Origin of the sequence: Clostridium carboxidivorans P7 (genome assembly GCF_001038625.1) — a bacterium.
In the GTDB taxonomy this organism is placed as follows: domain Bacteria; phylum Bacillota; class Clostridia; order Clostridiales; family Clostridiaceae; genus Clostridium_AM; species Clostridium_AM carboxidivorans.
Genome location: NZ_CP011803.1, coordinates 2,785,990 through 2,804,277 on the forward strand (window position 1 = coordinate 2,785,990; position 18,288 = coordinate 2,804,277).

General features: G+C 29.1%; 13 protein-coding genes. All 13 read right to left on the reverse strand.

Annotated elements, in window-relative coordinates; translation table 11 throughout:
* Window positions 1-291 precede the first annotated feature (291 nt).
* The 13 genes from Ccar_RS12235 to Ccar_RS12295 all read right to left on the reverse strand — a co-directional run bounded on the left by Ccar_RS12235 (window position 292) and on the right by Ccar_RS12295 (window position 17,634).
* Entirely contained in the window at window positions 292-648 is a 357-nt protein-coding gene (locus tag Ccar_RS12235) for a DUF2512 family protein (protein WP_007062620.1), read from the reverse strand.
* A gap of 123 nt (window positions 649-771) precedes the next feature.
* Window positions 772-2,847 (reverse strand): histidine kinase N-terminal 7TM domain-containing protein, encoded by a 2,076-nt coding sequence (locus Ccar_RS12240; RefSeq protein WP_007064969.1) that lies wholly within the window; start codon window positions 2,845-2,847, stop codon window positions 772-774.
* Window positions 2,848-2,957: 110 nt separating this feature from the next.
* On the reverse strand, window positions 2,958-3,476 hold the full coding sequence (locus Ccar_RS12245) for a type 1 glutamine amidotransferase domain-containing protein (RefSeq protein WP_007062617.1): 519 nt from the start codon (window positions 3,474-3,476) through the stop codon (window positions 2,958-2,960).
* A 48-nt stretch (window positions 3,477-3,524) separates the two neighbouring features.
* On the reverse strand, window positions 3,525-4,544 hold the full coding sequence (locus Ccar_RS12250; RefSeq protein ID WP_007062616.1) for a sensor histidine kinase: 1,020 nt from the start codon (window positions 4,542-4,544) through the stop codon (window positions 3,525-3,527).
* The gene (locus Ccar_RS12255; protein ID WP_007062615.1) at window positions 4,541-5,212 is read right to left on the reverse strand and encodes a response regulator transcription factor; all 672 of its coding nucleotides are present in this window, start codon (window positions 5,210-5,212) and stop codon (window positions 4,541-4,543) included. The genes Ccar_RS12250 and Ccar_RS12255 overlap by 4 nt, the downstream gene beginning before the upstream one ends.
* A 78-nt stretch (window positions 5,213-5,290) precedes the next feature.
* Entirely contained in the window at window positions 5,291-7,276 is a 1,986-nt protein-coding gene (locus Ccar_RS12260; protein ID WP_007062614.1) for an FtsX-like permease family protein, read from the reverse strand.
* Window positions 7,266-8,033, reverse strand: coding sequence for an ABC transporter ATP-binding protein (locus Ccar_RS12265; protein ID WP_007064968.1), 768 nt, complete (start codon window positions 8,031-8,033; stop codon window positions 7,266-7,268). Before Ccar_RS12265 ends, Ccar_RS12260 begins: the two co-directional genes overlap by 11 nt.
* A gap of 308 nt (window positions 8,034-8,341) precedes the next feature.
* Window positions 8,342-11,407, reverse strand: coding sequence for an efflux RND transporter permease subunit (locus Ccar_RS12270; protein WP_048030064.1), 3,066 nt, complete (start codon window positions 11,405-11,407; stop codon window positions 8,342-8,344).
* 15 nt (window positions 11,408-11,422) lie between these two features.
* Window positions 11,423-12,694, reverse strand: a complete 1,272-nt coding sequence (locus Ccar_RS12275; protein ID WP_007064965.1) for an efflux RND transporter periplasmic adaptor subunit — start codon at window positions 12,692-12,694, stop codon at window positions 11,423-11,425.
* Window positions 12,695-12,780: 86 nt separating this feature from the next.
* Entirely contained in the window at window positions 12,781-13,365 is a 585-nt protein-coding gene (locus tag Ccar_RS12280) for a TetR/AcrR family transcriptional regulator (protein ID WP_007064274.1), read from the reverse strand.
* A 312-nt stretch (window positions 13,366-13,677) separates the two neighbouring features.
* On the reverse strand, window positions 13,678-14,358 hold the full coding sequence (locus Ccar_RS12285) for a hypothetical protein (protein WP_007063490.1): 681 nt from the start codon (window positions 14,356-14,358) through the stop codon (window positions 13,678-13,680).
* A 222-nt stretch (window positions 14,359-14,580) separates the two neighbouring features.
* Entirely contained in the window at window positions 14,581-16,200 is a 1,620-nt protein-coding gene (locus Ccar_RS12290; RefSeq protein ID WP_007063489.1) for an amidohydrolase, read from the reverse strand.
* Window positions 16,201-16,236: 36 nt separating this feature from the next.
* On the reverse strand, window positions 16,237-17,634 hold the full coding sequence (locus tag Ccar_RS12295; RefSeq protein ID WP_007063488.1) for an APC family permease: 1,398 nt from the start codon (window positions 17,632-17,634) through the stop codon (window positions 16,237-16,239).
* Between the last annotated feature and the right edge of the window lie 654 nt (window positions 17,635-18,288).

Consider the following 18,288-nt stretch of genomic DNA (forward strand, 5'->3'; position numbering starts at 1 on the left):
ACTTAAAATTTATTAAACCTTCATTCCTAGAAGTTTTTTATATTTTTATAATAAATGAATTTTAGAACTTCGTATTGTACGTTATTGCTATTATCTTTAATGATTGCTGATTTATATTGATCTTGTATCGTATATATTTTTAGCAAGATTATAAACTACATTAACCTTATTTAATTACTTATTTTGAAAAGTTTTATTTATAAAAAACATACAGTAAAATAAAAAGTTCGCAGGTATATCTTTTTCTACGAACTTTTCTAAAATGTAAGTTTCTTATCAACGATGGATTTGCTAATCTTTCCTCTTTCTAAAAATAATATTAGATACATACTTGTGAAAGAACCATTCTCCTGTACTTATAATTACAGCTGCTATTAATGCACTTACAAAATGTATTTGAGTAGTGCTCCATATGTAATTAAACATATACATAGTAGCTAATGCCAGCGCAACATCTGCCATAGAAGCTATAGTATTGTTTGATGCTGGAAGTATTAATAAATCACCTATAATATATGCAATAATTGTAACAGCAGCAGCTATATAAAGTATAGATGAAAAAGTTAAAGTGGTTAGTATACTAAAAATAATTTCTAAAACTACTGCTACCATTACAAATTTTATAAGTAAGGCTACAACATGCCTCATACTACCATCTCCTCTAATTTTTTTACAAAATTAGTTTTCCTAGTAGTATAAAAAATATCCAATTATTTTCAAAAAAATAGCTTCAAGATTTTTTAAGAGTGATCTGCAACATATTACATTTTTCTAATTATGTTGTGCATAAGCATTTTGTGATATATTTTCATTAATCATTAACTTTTTTATCCTATTCTTATACTCATACATACGGTTATCTGCAATTTTTATCAGTTCATTAATTTCCACCCCTTCTCTGGGAAAGTTAACAATGCCATAACTATAACTGCAAATAATTTTGTTTTTGCCAAAATTTATTGGATTATTTTTAAAGTGTTCAATTAATTCTTCAAATTTATCAATTAAATTTTCCAAATTTAAATTAAAGAAAACTCCAACAAATTCATCTCCTCCAAATCTTCCTATAATATCTGAAGCATCAGCTAATCCACTCAATACTTTTGAGAATGTTTTAATTAATTCATCTCCAGCTAAATGGCCATAACTATCGTTAACAAATTTTAGTTCATTTAAATCAAAAACCACTAAAAAAAATTCTTTTTTATTTATATTATCATTGTAAATATTATCATAAAGTAATTGTTCAAAATAGCTTCTATTATATACATTAGTTAACTTATCATATCTGGATAGATATACAGTTTTTTCATAAAGTTTATGCTTTGTAACTGCAATAGAAATCTGACTTGCCATATATTCCATTAATTCCAAGTATCCTTCATCAAATATATTGTTATATGTACTGTCAATGTTTAAAAAACCATATAACTCATTATCTATAATAATAGGTGCCCTAATTACAGATTTTATTTTTTTTCCTTCTGCTGTATCTAGCATAACTACATTTTTCATTTTATCCACATCGTTGTAAATAATTGCTTTATTTGTACTTTTCTCACTATCACTCCATTCGAAACGTTCTTTAAAGTTAACTACAAATTTTTTAATATCTTCTGAATTATAACCTCTAGCTGCAACTATTTTTAAATTTTCATCCTTATCCAAAAGTACTATTGAACCATTTCTCTTCCCATCAATACAATTGATAACCTTATCTAATATTAATTGAAGTAAATCATTAATATCTGATATTTCATTAATGGAATACCCAATATCAAGCATAACTTCTTTTAACTTTAATAACTTATTTATTCTCTCTATATTCCTGTTTTGCTCTGTAACATCCATAAAAACAAGTATTTTGCCAATGATTTCACCAGTATTTTCATATATATTATTAATATTAATCTTGTAGTATATTAAGCGATCTTTATCCTTTGCTGTTATTAAACTTTCATTGCTAGAACCATCATTTACTGCTTTTAGTAATGTCCTATGGTCTTTTAATACTTCATCAATTTTTTTGTTGCCTGCTTCTACATATTTCAATTCTGAAATAATATTTTTTGATGCATTATTAAAGTTAACTATATTATTTTGAGAATCTAATATTATAACTCCATCCAGCATATTAGAAAAAACTTTCTCCAGTGCAATTGGTGTAAGTTTTAAAAATCTAAATCTTAATACAGCAAAACTATACATTAGTGCTGAAATACAAAGTGCAAGTGGAGCCAAATCCACATCCAAGCGCAGCAATCCAAAAATGTAAATAAAATCTGAAATCCATGGAATTATCCAGGCTACTATTAAAAGTAATATCTGTTTTTTTATGATTGTCACTGCTTTTAAATAAGCCCTTATAAAAATTATCAATCCTATAACCATTAGTACATAATTATATACTGTATGTACCCAATACCATGGGCCATGTATTACTTCTAAAATTGGAAAAATTCCTTGGTCATTAATATACATTTTTTTATAAAATAAATGATGAAAATCATTTGTATAATTAACTAATAATACAATAGTAGGAATAACATATAATAGCATTAGAGTTCTTTTTTTAATTTTATCTATGAAACCAGTAAAATTAAGTGCAAACATCAACCATAATGCACCTAGAAAAGCTCCTCCTAAATATTCTACTTTAACCCAAAACTTTACCCATTCAATGCTTGTACATAATATTTCAAATGCATATCCAGATGCATAAATTGATACAGGAATCAAAGATATAGCAACATATTTCTTATCACTTTTCCATGCAAAATACCCTACAAAAAACAATACTAGCGCAGATACTAATAACATAAAGCTTAAAAGATTGTTTATCTTCAAAGAACTCACCTCGTACAACCATTATACTAAATATTTATTACAAAGCTATAGAACTTTTTTATAGTTATAAAAAAATTCTCCAAAGAAACTTCTTGGAGAATTTATTATACCTACCTATTCAAAACTTCAATATATTTTTTCATATATAAAGGTAAATCCATTGGGCGTCTGCTGGAAACAAGATTCTTGTCTACAACTACAGCTTCATCAATCCAGGTTGCACCTGCATTTTCCATATCATCCTTTATTCCTGGAGTGCTTGTAACCTTTTTTCCTTTTAAAATCTTTGCTGAAATTGCTACCCATCCAGCATGACATATTTGTCCTACTACCTTGTTTTCATCATTCATTTTTCTTACTATGTCTATAACTTCTGGAAATCTTCTTAGTTTATCTGGAGCCCATCCTCCTGGTATTAAAATACCGTCAAATTCTTCTACATTTATTTCTGAAAAAGCACAATCTGAGTGTGCAGGAACTCCATACTTACCAATATATGTTTCACCAGCTTTTTCACCAGCTACAATTACTTCTACTCCTTCTTCCTTAAGCCTTAAAATAGGATACCAAAATTCTAAATCCTCAAAATCACTGTGAATAAGACTTAAAACTTTTTTATTATTTTTCATGTTAATTCCTCCTCTTAAAATTAGTATTTATCCTTAATAAATATATTATCAATCACATGTAAAAGTTGTCATACTTGACATAGGAAACACTAATGTAACTTTAGTTCCTTTATTAACCTCAGAATCAATGTTAATTTTCAATCCTAATTTTGAACAAAGCTTTTTACACAAATACAAACCCATTCCTGTGCTTTTACTAAATCTTCTTCCATTATCACCAGTAAAGCCTTTTTCAAAAACTCTACTTACATCTTTATCTATTATACCTACTCCATTATCCTCTATAATTAACATCACTGAGTTAGCTTTTTTGACTGAAGATATACTTATTATTGGTTCTTTATTACTTGAATACTTTATAGAATTTCCGATTATCTGATTAATAATAAATTCAGTCCATTTTTCATCAGTATATACACTTTCATTAATGTCTTTTATATCTAATTTTATCTTCTTATGAATAAAATCTCTATAATTTCTTTTGATTACCTTCCTCACTGTGTTATCAAGGTTAATCTGTTTTATAATATAGTCTTTATGAGCATCATTACTTCGTGAATAATAAAGCACCTGTTCTACAAATCCCTCAATTCTATCCATCTGAAAGTCTATTTTATTAGTCACTTCATTTTTATTATTTTCAATTATCAACTTTGTAGAAGCTATTGGTGTTTTAATTTCATGTACCCAGGTCTCTATGTATTCTCTATAATCTTCTTGTGTATCTTTATAATATTTTACATTCTCATGCATATCTCTGCTTATTTCTTTAAGTATACAATTAAGTTTTTCACCTTGCAAAAAATTTGCTTCTTTTATCATCTCTGGAAGTAAATATTTCTTGTCCAATTTTTCTAATATGCTATCAATCTCATCATAATAATTTTTATATTTTATAAATTCTAAAGCCATATATGAAACTAATGAAAAAAAACATATACAAAAGACAAATACAATTATAATGAATTTAACATTAATAGCCAGCATTATAGCTGCAAGTATAATAAACATCAGTATATTACATGATATTATAACAATTTTATCTTTAATAAATTCACCTATACTCATGGCATTATATACCCTAACCCTCTTCTTGTTTCTATTGGATTTTCTATTCCTATTTCCTCAAGTTTTTTTCTTAATCTATTAATATTAACAGTTAAGGTGCTGTCATCTACAAAATAGTCTGCTTTCCACAAGTATTCCATAAGTGAATCTCTTTTTACTATATTTCCTTTATTATTAATTAAATATGAGAGTATTTTAACTTCATTTTTGGTTAGCTCTAGAGACTTGTCTTTATAATTAACCGCTGCATTTGAAAGATTTAAATTGAAATCTTTATAACTTAATACATTATTATTTTTTAAATTACCATAGGTCCTTTTTAATAAATTTGTTATTCTTGCTAGTAATATGTCTGTATTATAAGGCTTGGTTATAAAATCATCTGCCCCTAAATTCATACTCATTAACTCATCTACTTCGCTGTCTCTGCTTGTAACTATTATAATTGGAATATCTGAAGTTTTACGTAGTTCCCTGCATATATAATAGCCATCATACAAAGGAAGGTTAATATCCAATAATATAAGACTTGCATTCTCATTTTCAACATATTGTATTATATCATTAAAATCTACTGGTGTTTTTACCTCATACCCATATTTCATTAAAAAGTTTTGCAATTCTTCTCTTATAACCTCATCATCTTCAATAATAATAATTTTCTTCATTCTATTCCCCCTGTGATAAATATAAGGCCATTAAACTTTGAAAAACAAAATTTAATAACCTTATTAACTATTATAAAACTAAATATTATTTTTTACTATATTTTTATATCCTGTATATGTTGTACAGAAATATCCTGCATAAACTACAATAAATAATAAAGCTGTTATTAGCGCTGAAAATCTAATATCTGTTTGGTTAAACTTACTTAACTCATCATTAACTACTGTAATACCAATAATTGAATGTATTAATGCAATCATCACTGGAAGGCTGAAATATATCAAGGTTTGGATAAATATTGTCTTATCTATCATTTTTTTGTTTGCACCAATTCTCTTTAAAGCTTTATATCTTTCTATACTATCACTGGCTTCTGACAATTGTTGAAGAGCAAGCACTGCCATGCTGGTTATTAAGAATATTATTCCTAAATATATTCCAATAAATAATACTGCTGTTGTTCCACTCTTGCTTCTAGAATAAATATCATCCTTTGAATAAGCATCCATATTTGAAATACTTAAGTCTTTATACTTATGCTTTAATAAATTCTCATGTATTTCACTATATTTTTTATTATTTTGTTTCCTATTTTTATCTGAATACATCACATTAAGTATAGACCTATAAATTTTATTGGGCTTAGGTAAAAATTCATCATCTATAACTATTGTTAAGTAAGTATCCTGCATAGTATAATCTGCAAGATTTTCATCTATTATTTCATCATTTTTTACTGAATACTCTTTTCCTTTGATATTGACTTTCTTACTACTTTTAAATTTTTCATCAATTAACTTAACCATGTCTTTATAGTTGGACATAATCAAAACTTCATCCTTATTTAAACTTACTTCTTTTTTATTCCTTAACTTTAACATTTTATTATAATCAGATATTTTAATAAAGAATACTTTGCTATCTTTGTTATCTTCATTGGTAGTGGATAATAAATCACCTACTTTTACATCTGAACGATATTCATTGTAAGTTGCATATTTTTCATTTTCATTTATTTTAAAGTCAATCTTTTTTAATACATCTTCTAAATTTTCACTATGATTATTTATTGTTATACTAGCATCAAAAGGTGCTTCTTTTTTAAGCCCTACTTCAAAATCTTTCTTAATACTTATTCCTGTAGATAACACAAGTATTGTCATAAATAGCATTAAGCATATTACTGACATTGATATAAAATTTGTATTAACTTTACTGTTTATCTGTTTTACTACAAATATATTTAATCCTTTTAAATATAAATTTTTGTTTTTATTTACTATATATAATATAAATCCAGATAAACTGAAGAAAAATAATACTGTACCTACTATCAAAAGGACTATTAATGGCTTAAACATAGTATTTCTTGTATCCAACCCTATCTTTAATAGAGAACTATATGTGAATCCAAGTAATACTACACATAGAATAAAAGCTAATAAATATACAAATGAACTTTTAAATTTTATATTTTCATTTTTTCTGCCTGCTGTTAGCAAATCAATTATTTTATATTTAGAAATAACAAATATATTAAATATCATAACAATTAAAAACATTATTCCAAAATATAATGCAGTCTTAGTTACAGCACTTGTTGAAAGTGCAAATCTATATTCATTTATTGAAATCTCAAATAACTTCAATGTAAAAATAGATAAAACCTGAGATACTGCCATCCCTAATATAATACCCGCAATTAAGGATATAGCTCCAACTATAGAGGTCTCTGTTACTATAATTCTAGATACTTTTCTTTTTCCCATACCTAAAGTCATATATATTCCTAATTCTTTTTTACGTTTCTTTATTAAAAAATTATTTGCGTATAATATTAAGCTGCCTAATATCATCGATACAAATACTGACACACCAGACATAATTTCAATTAATCTTGATATGTACTGTGCATTTGAGGATTTCACATCGATAAGTGCCTTTTGTGAATCTATAGAATTAAAGCTGTAAAATATACAAACAGCTAATATTAGTGTTAAGAAATATATAGTATAGTCCTTATAACTCTTCTTAATATTATTTATAGCTATCTTAGAATACATTGTTGTCATCACCTCCAAGAAGAGTTACTACTTCTATAATTTTATTAAAGAATTCTTTTCTAGTATCGCTGCCTCTTATAAGCTCATTAAAGAGTCTTCCATCTTTAATAAAAAGTATTCTATGAGCATAGCTGGCTGTAAAAGAATCATGAGTAACCATAAGTATTGTAGTTTTTAAATTCTTGTTTAAATCTTCAAATCTTTCCAGTAATAATCTAGCTGATTTTGAATCCAGCGCCCCTGTTGGTTCATCTGCCAATACTAAGGAGGGATTAGTTACTATTGCTCTTGCCGAAGCAACTCTTTGCTTTTGTCCTCCTGACATCTGATAAGGGTATTTATTTAATACTTGTCCTATTTCTAAATACTGTGCTACTGCTTTTATTTTTTCATCTATTTCTGAACTTTTCTCCCCTTTTATTGTTAATGCTAAAGCTATATTCTCATAAGCTGTAAGGGTATCCAGCAAATTAAAGTCTTGAAATATAAAACCTAACTCATTTTGTCTAAACTTATCCAATGCTTTTGATTTTAATCTTGTAATATCGCTGTCATTTATTATTATATTTCCCGTGGTAACATTATCAATAGTTGATATACAGTTAAGTAATGTAGTTTTACCACTTCCTGAGGGTCCCATTATTCCAACGAACTCCCCTTTATCTACCTTAAAGCTGATATTATCTATAGCCTTTGTTACATTATCTTTGTTTCCATAATACTTTTCAATTTTTTCTACACTTAATATACTTTTCATTTATAAATCTCCCTTTTTTCTTTATCTGGTGGCTGTCTACTATAGCATTTATTGATATTAATCAGTACTGTTAACTTTATTTCATGTAACCTATTTTATATGATTCTATATATATCAGCAATTGAAGTATATTTCATTAACATTACATTTTTGTTATATTAATATCAAATGATTATTTAAATATGAAAAAAATTCTCCAAAGAAACTCTTTGGAGAATTTATAAAATATATTTACTAGCTTAACTTTCACATATACAAAATTAATATGAAGTGATGATATTGATAGCATAGTTATTTCTAATCTATTTTTAATCTTTAGATATTTGTAGAAGTTTTTTATTTGCTAATCTTTGCTCTAATTTAGTATTAATTAAAGAATATACTACTGGAACAACAATAAATGTTAGAAAAGTAGCTGTCAAAAGTCCACACATCATGGCAACTGACATAGGTCCAAATAATGCACTTCCTGAAAAAGCTAGTGGTATAAGTGCTGTAATAGTTGCTGTAGAGCTCAATATTATAGGCCTAAATCTTTGACTTACAGCATGCATACAAGCATCATCTACAGAAAATCCATTTTCTCTAGCATCATTTATATATTCAATAAGAAGTATAGCATTTCTTATAACTACTCCAATTAAGCTTATTACTCCCATAAAAGCTGTAAGTGACAAATTCATTCCAAAAGCATGAAGTCCTATAGCCACTCCTATAAGTGACAGTGGCAGAGAACACATTATTACAAGAGGCTGCATAAATGATTTGAATTGAACAAACAAAAGTACATAGATTATTACCAAAATAAGTACTCCAGCAACGCCAAGGCTTGTAAAGTATTTACTTATTTGAGCTTTCTCTCCATCATATATAACTTTTATTGGATCTAAATTCATTCCATCTATTTTTTGCTTCAATGCATTTTCTATATTAACAGAATTATATCCACTTTTAACATCACTATAAATGGTTATAGTTCTATCTTCCTTATAATGTGTTATCTTATCTATCTCTGAGTTAAGTTTAATAGAGGCTACTTCATATAAAGGTATTTTTTTATTTGTAATGCTTGATTCGATATATAAATTTTTCAAGTCTTCTATAGACGAAATATTTGTTTTAACCATAATATCATATTCACTACCATTTTTTCTATAAGTAGATGCTTTATACCCTTTAAGTGCAATATTAATTTGCTGTAGAATGTCCGACTTCAATAATCCAAGTTGTGATGCTCTATTTTCATCTATATTTACTTCAAATTCATAAGTCTTTTTGGCAGCATCATCTCTTACATTCATAGTTCCAGGCATATTTTTTAGCTGCTGCTCAATTTTTTCAGAAGCCTTTTGAATCTGATCTAAATCATCTCCAGTAAGTCTTAAACGTATTGGAGCACCTATAGGCGTTGCTTCTTCAAGTTGATTTACTGTAGCTGTGCCTCCCGAAATGTTACTATCTATTTGATTTTGCATATATTCTACTAATTCCTGTCTTGTTTTAAACCTTTTTGTTTTATTTAAATCTAATTTTACCATTATTTGAGCTGTATTGTCAGCAGGTGCAACTGTAGGTAATGTTACATAAAACTTTGGCATACCACCACCTATAGCTGACGTATAACTTGTAACTTCTTTTTGCTGTTTCAATATGCCTTCTATTTGATTTACTAATTTACTAGTATTTTTTATATCTGCAACTTTTTCATTTGAAATATCTATATATATTACATCTTTATCCACATAAGGGAAAAGCTGCATTCCAAGAGTTTTCATTAAAATCAATGCTGCTGCAAAGACAGCTAAAGCTGCTGAAACAACAGTTTTTTTATGCTTAAGTCCATATTTTAAAAGATTTTCAAACATCATACGAACTGGATTTGTTCCTTTGCTTTCTTTACTCTTTTTAAAGAATAAAGAAGACATGGCTGGAGTTACAAACAATGCACATAAATATGAGCAGATTACACATATTATCACAACCTGAGGTAGGCTTTTTAAAAACTTACCTACAACTCCCGATATGGAGAGTAGAGGCAAAAAGGCTCCTACAATAATTAAGGTAGATGTAAATACCGGAACAAACAATTTCTTTATGCCGCCAAAGGCTGCTTCATTTCTTTTTAATCCCTCATCTATTCCAACTTGTACAACATCACCTATTACTATGGCATCATCAACAAGTATACCAAGAGCTATGATGAGTGCTGTAGTTGACATCTGTTCAACCTTGATTCCAAATGCGTACATGATAATAAAATTCATGCATATTGATATAGGTATAACTGTAGAAATTACCATTGCATTTCTAAACCCCATACCTATAAGTACTGTTATAATTACAAGTATTATCCCATCTCTAAGATTTTTCATAAAAAATGAAACGGAATCATTTACGTCTTTAGGTTGAAAGGTAACTTCATCTATTTTAAGATCACTTGGCATTCCTTTTTTTATTTTATCTAATTTTTTCTGTATAGCATTTCCTATTGGAATTACATTTTTATTTTTTTGAAAATAAGCTGCCAATAATACTGCATTTTGACCATTATCAGTAAATTTATATGTAGAATCATTATCATAGTCCATATATACTTTTGCTATGTCCTTAATCTTTATGGTTTCACCAGTACTACTGGAAACTCCTATGACAGTATTTTCTATATCATGTAATGAACTAAACATACCTGGTATATTTACTTTTATTTTACCTGTAGCTAAATTTAAAGATCCTGATGGTATGTCTATATTTTGTGCACTTAACACAGTACATATATCTTTTACAGATACTTTATACTTGTTTATTTTGTTCCAATCTACTTGTACATTTACTTGTCTATCCTGTTTGCCTTTTACATCTATTCTTGAAATTCCATCAGTATTACGAATCTCTTTCTTTATATCATCAGCGTAATCTCCTAATTGTTGATAAGAGTAATTATTACCTGATATACTTATTATTGTACCAGCTGTTTCTGTAAGATTAGTATTAATTTCACTATCATTACATCCACTAGGAAGTTCAGATTTTAAATCTTTTATTTTATCTCTTAAATCCCTCCAGGCCTTATCTTCATCAGCGTCATTGTTCAAATTAATGATAACTATTGATGCATTACTTTCTGAATAAGATTGTACATAGTCACACCCATCAATTTCTTCAGCTTTTTGTTCCACTTTTTTAGTAACTAACTTTTCTATATCGCTAGGTGAAGCACCTGGATAAACTGTAGTAATCATAGCTGCTGGAGAGCCAACATCTGGAGTTTCCTGTTTTGAAATGCCACTATAACAGTAAAATCCACTGACTATAATTATAGCTACTAAAAATAATACAATTTTTTTATTCTTTATAGCTGCTTTAATTAATCCCATATTATATGTCTCCTTTTATTTAATTGTAACCTTGTACCCTGATTTTATATTTTTCATTCCTTCAATTATAAGTTTGTCTCCATCTTTCAAACCTTCTACTGAAACTTTATCTTCTTTGTTATCACCTAAAGTTACATTTTTTTTAACAGCATGTCCATTTTCAACTACATAAACATAATCCTCTCCATCATTTAAAACTGAGTTAATCGGAATAGATATAGAATTTGTCTGTCCCATGTCTATATAAACTGTGGAAGTTTCACCTACATAATACTTACTGGTGTCTATAGGAGTAGTAATGTTGATTTCAGCACTATATGTTCCAGATGTGCTGTCTGCTAATTGAACTATATTTATAATTTCTCCTTGTGCTTTATCATCGCCAATATTTACTTGTGCTTTTGTTCCAACTTTTACTTTCTTTACATCATCTTCTGATAGACCTACTGTAATAACTTGTTTTTCACTTCTAAATAATATTACAGGACTGCCAGCTTGCTGCATTTCTCCTTCTTTACCTAATACATCAACAACATAGCCATCCATATCTGCAGTCATAGAAGCATCATTCAACATACTTTCTTTTGCCTCATAACCTGCTTTTGCCTGATTTAATTGGTCTAAAGTTGCTTGTTTATCTTCTGGTCTAGATCCATTTTGCAACTGTTGAAGACTCTGCTCAGCACTATTTAAGGCATTCTGGGAATTATCCAATTGTAACTTAACATCTTGTAATTGCTGCTTTGAAATGGCACCAGATTCACTTAGTTTCAGATTTTTGTTATACAAATCTTTATAATAATTATTTGCATCCTGTGCATTTTTTACACCTATTTGAGCTTTGTTTATATCTTCCTGCTGAGCACCATTTACAGCCTTATCATATTGTGCAGAAGCCGCAGCTACTTGAGCATTAGCAGCTTCTGCTGCAAAATTAAGATCACTTTTATCTAGATCTACTAGCTTGTCACCTTTTTTTACATGTTGACCTTTAGATACATATATTTTTGAAATTTTGGCTGAACTTTTAAAAGAAAGCTTTCTAACTTCACTGCCTCCAGTTAACCCTTGATATTGTAACGACATAGGATAACTTCCGCTTTTAACCTGCATTATTTTTACTGGATATTTTTTAGTGTCATTTTCACTTGTTTTATTTTTAGATGAAAACACAGAATATACTATACACAAAACTATAGCTGCAACAGTTAAGGATATAAACAAAATCTTTTTTCTCTTAGCTGCATTAGTTATTTTTTTCATCATATAAATAAATTTTTCTACCACTCTATATGCCTCCTCAATTTTAAAATATCTATATATTTCTACTTGTATTAATAAATAAATATTCATTCATTAATGTTTAAAAAAAATTATTTCATTGCATTTATACATATTTGGGCTGTTTTCTTAATTTCCTCTTCTGTAAATATTTTATTTTTATCCAGCTCTAATGAAAATGATAAATATCTAAATGGAATTGTAAAAGAAACAACTAATACTTCCAGTGGAGTTATATTAGGATTAATTTCTCCTGTTTTCTTACCTAATTTAATACACCTTTCTGCTAATTCAAAAACTTCTCTAAAATTATCAGACCTTCCTCCTGCTGGTATTTTTAAATCCATAACAACTGTAGATGTAAATTTTGCTATCATAGGATCTTGATTTGCTTTCAAAAATAATTTTTTTATTATTTTGTATCCAACTTCGTACAATGTGTTAGAAGACTCTATATCTGATATGAGATTTTTGCTTATTTTTTCCATTTCTAAATCTACTAATTCCTGTACTAATTCTTCCTTACTTTTATAGTATCTATATAGATACCCTGGTGAAACACCTGCTTTTTTACAGATTAAAGCAGTAGATACTCCTGCATATCCATAATCTATTACACATTCCATAACTGCTCTCTTAATACTATCCATTTTTTCAGGATCTGCAATTCTTGCCATACAAATCACCCTCAATTTTAATTAATAAATAAATGTTCATTTATTTATTATATTATATATTTATATTCTTTGATCGTCAATATGTAATTTTTATTTGTATTTTGTTACATTTAAATTGTTAACTCAACTTTTATACATACAAACTTTTAACTTAATATAATAAACAAACTGAGGAAGTCTAGTTATTAAATAAATCATCAATGAAAAAACACAATCTGAGTGTGCAGGAACTCCATACTTACCAACATATGTTTCACCAGGGTTCTCACTAGCTACAATTACTTCTATTCCTTAAAACTAATTTCAACTTATTTAAAAAGCTTCTATTAAATTTTTTGTTTCTTGGCTTCCTTTTTTTGAAATTGCTACTAGAATTCCTAACAGTATAGATAAAAATGCAGATGCTAGCACTCTGTATTGAGGTGGCAGCAGGAATACTGCTGTATGACATGGTATCCAAACTAATGTACAAGTCTTAATCCAAGAAAAACTAACAATTGTATACCAATCAATTCTATCTACAAAGTCTTTAATAGTTATCTTTTCACCCTTTTTCTCATATCTTAAGTCAATAAATAAATCGCCAAACTTATGATAGATATACATCATAGGTCCAAACGTCAAATTCATGATTATACTTCCAAAAAAAGCCTGTGCCAGTTTTGAGCCTGCAAAGGGAAGTCTTCCTGCTGTTTGTGCAACTGCAGTGCCCCCAATAAAGACAGTAAATACAAGAGTAATCATTATTCCTAAGACTCCCCAAACTACTGCTTTAAGTACAACTCCTTTAGGTATTATCCATTTACCCTTTAGAATTCTAACTCCAAGTAGGTCTCCCATTGTTGCAAGTATACAAAATTTAAAGAATCCTCCCATATATGGATGTGCTTCTGTTACTTCTATAAATACTACACGAAAATCTGGTATTGCTAATATTAATATCCACATTAACAACAAACATCCCCATAAAAAATCTCCATTTCTATTTTTCATTTGTCTTCACTCCTAATTTATTAATTCATCGATATGTTCTTTAGATTTGCCTAACTCTATCTACAAAACATCTTTTCTAAGTTTGTACCTATGTCTAGTTCCCGTTCAATAGATGTTATTGTTTTGATAAAAAAACTCTAGCATAAAATATATCTACCATTAAAAATTAATGCAAATAGAAAAATATATGCTAGAGCTTTAATTGCATAATTGTTTTATTTTTTATAATTCAGAATGAATAACTTCACCGCCTACCATTGTCATAAGCACTTTAGTTTCTAAAATTTCTTTTGGCTTGGCAGTAAATAAATTCTTATCTAGAACTACTATATCAGCAAGGTTACCTACATTTAATGTTCCCAATTCATTTTCACAATTTTCTACATAAGCAGGTCCATAAGTATAAGCTTTTAATGCCTCACCAAGGGTTATACTCTGATTTTTAACAAATCCTCCCTCTGGATATCCTTCAAAAGTCTGACGGGTAATAGCTGCATAAATCCCTTCCATTGGATTTAATCCGATAACTGGGAAATCTGTTCCAAATGCCATAATTGTACCTGCATCAATTAAATCTCTCATTGGCCATGTAGTTTCTAGTCGCTTTTTACCTACCAATTTTAAATATTCATCCGTATTTTGAATTATATGCATGGGCTGCATAGAGGCTATAACCCCCAGTTTTGCAAATCGTGCAATATCCTCTGGATGGCAGTTCTCAATGTGCTCAATAGCATTATGAAGATTCTTTCTACCATTAACCTTCTGTACTGCCTCAAAACAATCCAGTGCATTTCTTACTGCACCATCTCCGATACAATGAAGCCTTACATTAAATCCTTCACTATCTGCATTCATTATCAATTCTGTTAGTTCTTCTGGTGTAACCTGTAATTCACCTTTAGTCATTGGGTCGTCTGTATAAGGCTCTAAGAGGTATCCAGTATGAGATTCGCATATTCCATCTGTAATCTTTTTAAGCCCTGCAAAACAAAGTTTTTTAGAACAGTATTTTTTTGCGTATTCCTTCGCATCTGTCAAATCCTTTTTCAGTTCACCAAATAAATGAATTCTGCTGGTTAATAACCCCTCTTCTTCCATTTCCTTATAAACTTCAAAAACTTCTTTTTCCTCAAGTCCACCATATGGCTGTACATTTCCAAGAGAAGTTACACCATATTTAGCTGCCTCTTTTAGATATTTTCTAAGAGCAGCCTTCGAATCACCCGATTGAATTGCCAATTTTTGAACAGGATCAAACGCTCCAGGCTCCCTTAATATACCACTTAGTTCTCCATCTGGAAAATGTTCAATAAAGCCATTCTCAAGATTTGGTGTATTTCGATCATAACCTATTAACTCCAGTGCCTTTTTATTTACCCATGCAGTATGAATATCCCAAGATGATAAATAAACTGGTTTATCCGGCAAAATTTTGTCTAGCAAGTGTCTATCTGGAACTTTTGCGCTAGGCCATATGTTATGATTCCAGCCACTACCAAAAATCCACGGATTATTTGGATGCTTGTCTGCAAACTCTTTTACTCGTTTTACACATTCTTCTTCACTGGTACAATCATATAAACTTAAACAAAAATCCTCATCTCGTACCATTGAACCATACATAAAATGAACATGCGAATCATTGAACCCTGGCACAATAAGCTTGTCTCCACAATCCACAACTTTTGTATTGTCATCTATATATTCATTCATGGAATCCATGCTTCCAACTGCAATAATCCTATCACCAGCTATTGCAATGGCTCCATTCATAGGCTCTAAACTATTGCCTGTAAAAATAGCAGAACTTACATAAATACTATCTGCATGCTTTTTCATTGAATTCACTCCTCTTCTTTGATGTCAACTAACTAGTTAACCTATTTTTTCCATTTCTACTTTCTTCTTTGCTTTGCGAGCGTTCTTCAAATAGAGTCCCACGCCAAATAATACAACAATAGCAAAGCCTACCCACATCTTCAGTTCATACATTAATGGATTTACAGTCTCTGCTGGTGGCATCGAAAATCCTATGATTGAACCTATAATACCAAGTGTTGTAATTCCTCCACAGAACCATACTCCAACCATTCCACCAGGAATTTTGTATGGACGTTCTATATCAGGTTCTTTATATCTTAATTTAATTACTGCAGGATACATAAATAGGTATGGAGCTAAAAATATCATTGATGAGAAGGAAAATATAACCCAGAAAATAGCTTGAATATTTGAACCACCCAAATAATTGAATGCAACATATACAGTTCCAAAAGCAGCTGTAATAATGTATACATAATCAGGTGTACCATATTTTTTATTAATGTGCCCAAGTATTTTTGATTGCTGATCAAGTCCAGTTGTAGATATTACATAACTAGTCCCCAAAGCCCAACCTATTCCACTGGCAATCATAGCGTATATAAATGCTATTACTATCAATGTTGATACAAATGAAAAGTTTGGTCCTAATAGACCTATGACAATAATCTTGGTAGCATCAATAAATCCTGACACACTATTTATTTTTTCAACAGGAATTACCGATAATATGGAAACTGATCCCAATATATAAAGTACTGCTACTAATAAACCTGTAGTTATTATAAACTTAGGTACATTTTTTTTAGGATTATCCATTCTACCTGCTACTGAGCTCAACAATTCCACACCTAAAATATTAAAAATTACCACAGGCCCAAATTGACGCATCAATGATAATGTTGGTTTGAAATTTCCAAGAGTAAAATTGTTTGCAAACCCATACTTTAAGCCATACATTATCCCACCAATACTAATTAAACTTAATAATATTAAAATTACAGTTCCACCATAAGAAGCAAGCTTTTGAGTAACCTCTGAATTTACAATTCCAATGACAGCTATACACCATAAGAACCCAATTACCATAAACATTTGAGTAATATTCGATGCGTTTGGTAAAAAATAACTGCAAGTAACACCAATAAGTGTAACACTGGATAATGGATTAGTGAAAAGAGTATTGGCCCAATACAGCCATGCAACCTGTGAAGAAACAAAATCTCCAAAAGCTCTTTTTGTCCAAATATAAATTCCTCCATTTTCAGACCACGTAGATCCTAATTCTGAAATAACTAAGCAACTTGGTATTAAAAATAATAGTATTATTACAAACCAGACACCAAGTCCTTGTACTCCTTTACTAGCATTTGCAGCAACGGTGTATAACACTAATACGCTGCACACGCCAAAAAAAACCATTGAAAATAAACTTATTTTCTTGTTTTCCATAATATTGATTCAACCTCCAAAATTATTATTTTATTTTTCCTCCACTGCGGTGCAACGTAATCACACCACATAACACAAAACACCACAGGGAGGTTTTTAACAAATTTTGCATTAATACATCTAAATAACTTAAATACAACCACTTAAAAAATTTCATAAGCATTGCTCTTATAGTTTTTTATCTATTAGGCTTTTATATTTTCCCCAATTGCGATATAATGTAAATAACCACATAATACAAGACACCACATGGAGGTTTTTAATGCATTTTGCTTTAATAAACCTAACTGACTCAATGTACTTGCTTGCGGAATTCCGCAAGCACTAACTTTATTAATTTGACAATTGTTAAAAATTCTATACTCTAATGTTGAAAAAATGTTAATATCAATTGCAGAAAACGATATCATATGTGATATTTATTCTTCTCTGAAGATGTAAAACAGTATTCTGTTTTGACACATTCTGTTTTTTTAGTTCCATCACCCTTTTAATAACTAGCTTCTCATCAAATTTTTTCATTATTTCTACTAATTTTTCACTCACAGAAAGTTTAATTTTTTAATCTTTATTTGTTGTTTATATTTTAACATATAGATTTAAGCAAGTATTGAATCAAAATGTACGAAAAATATCATAAATAATCATACAAAT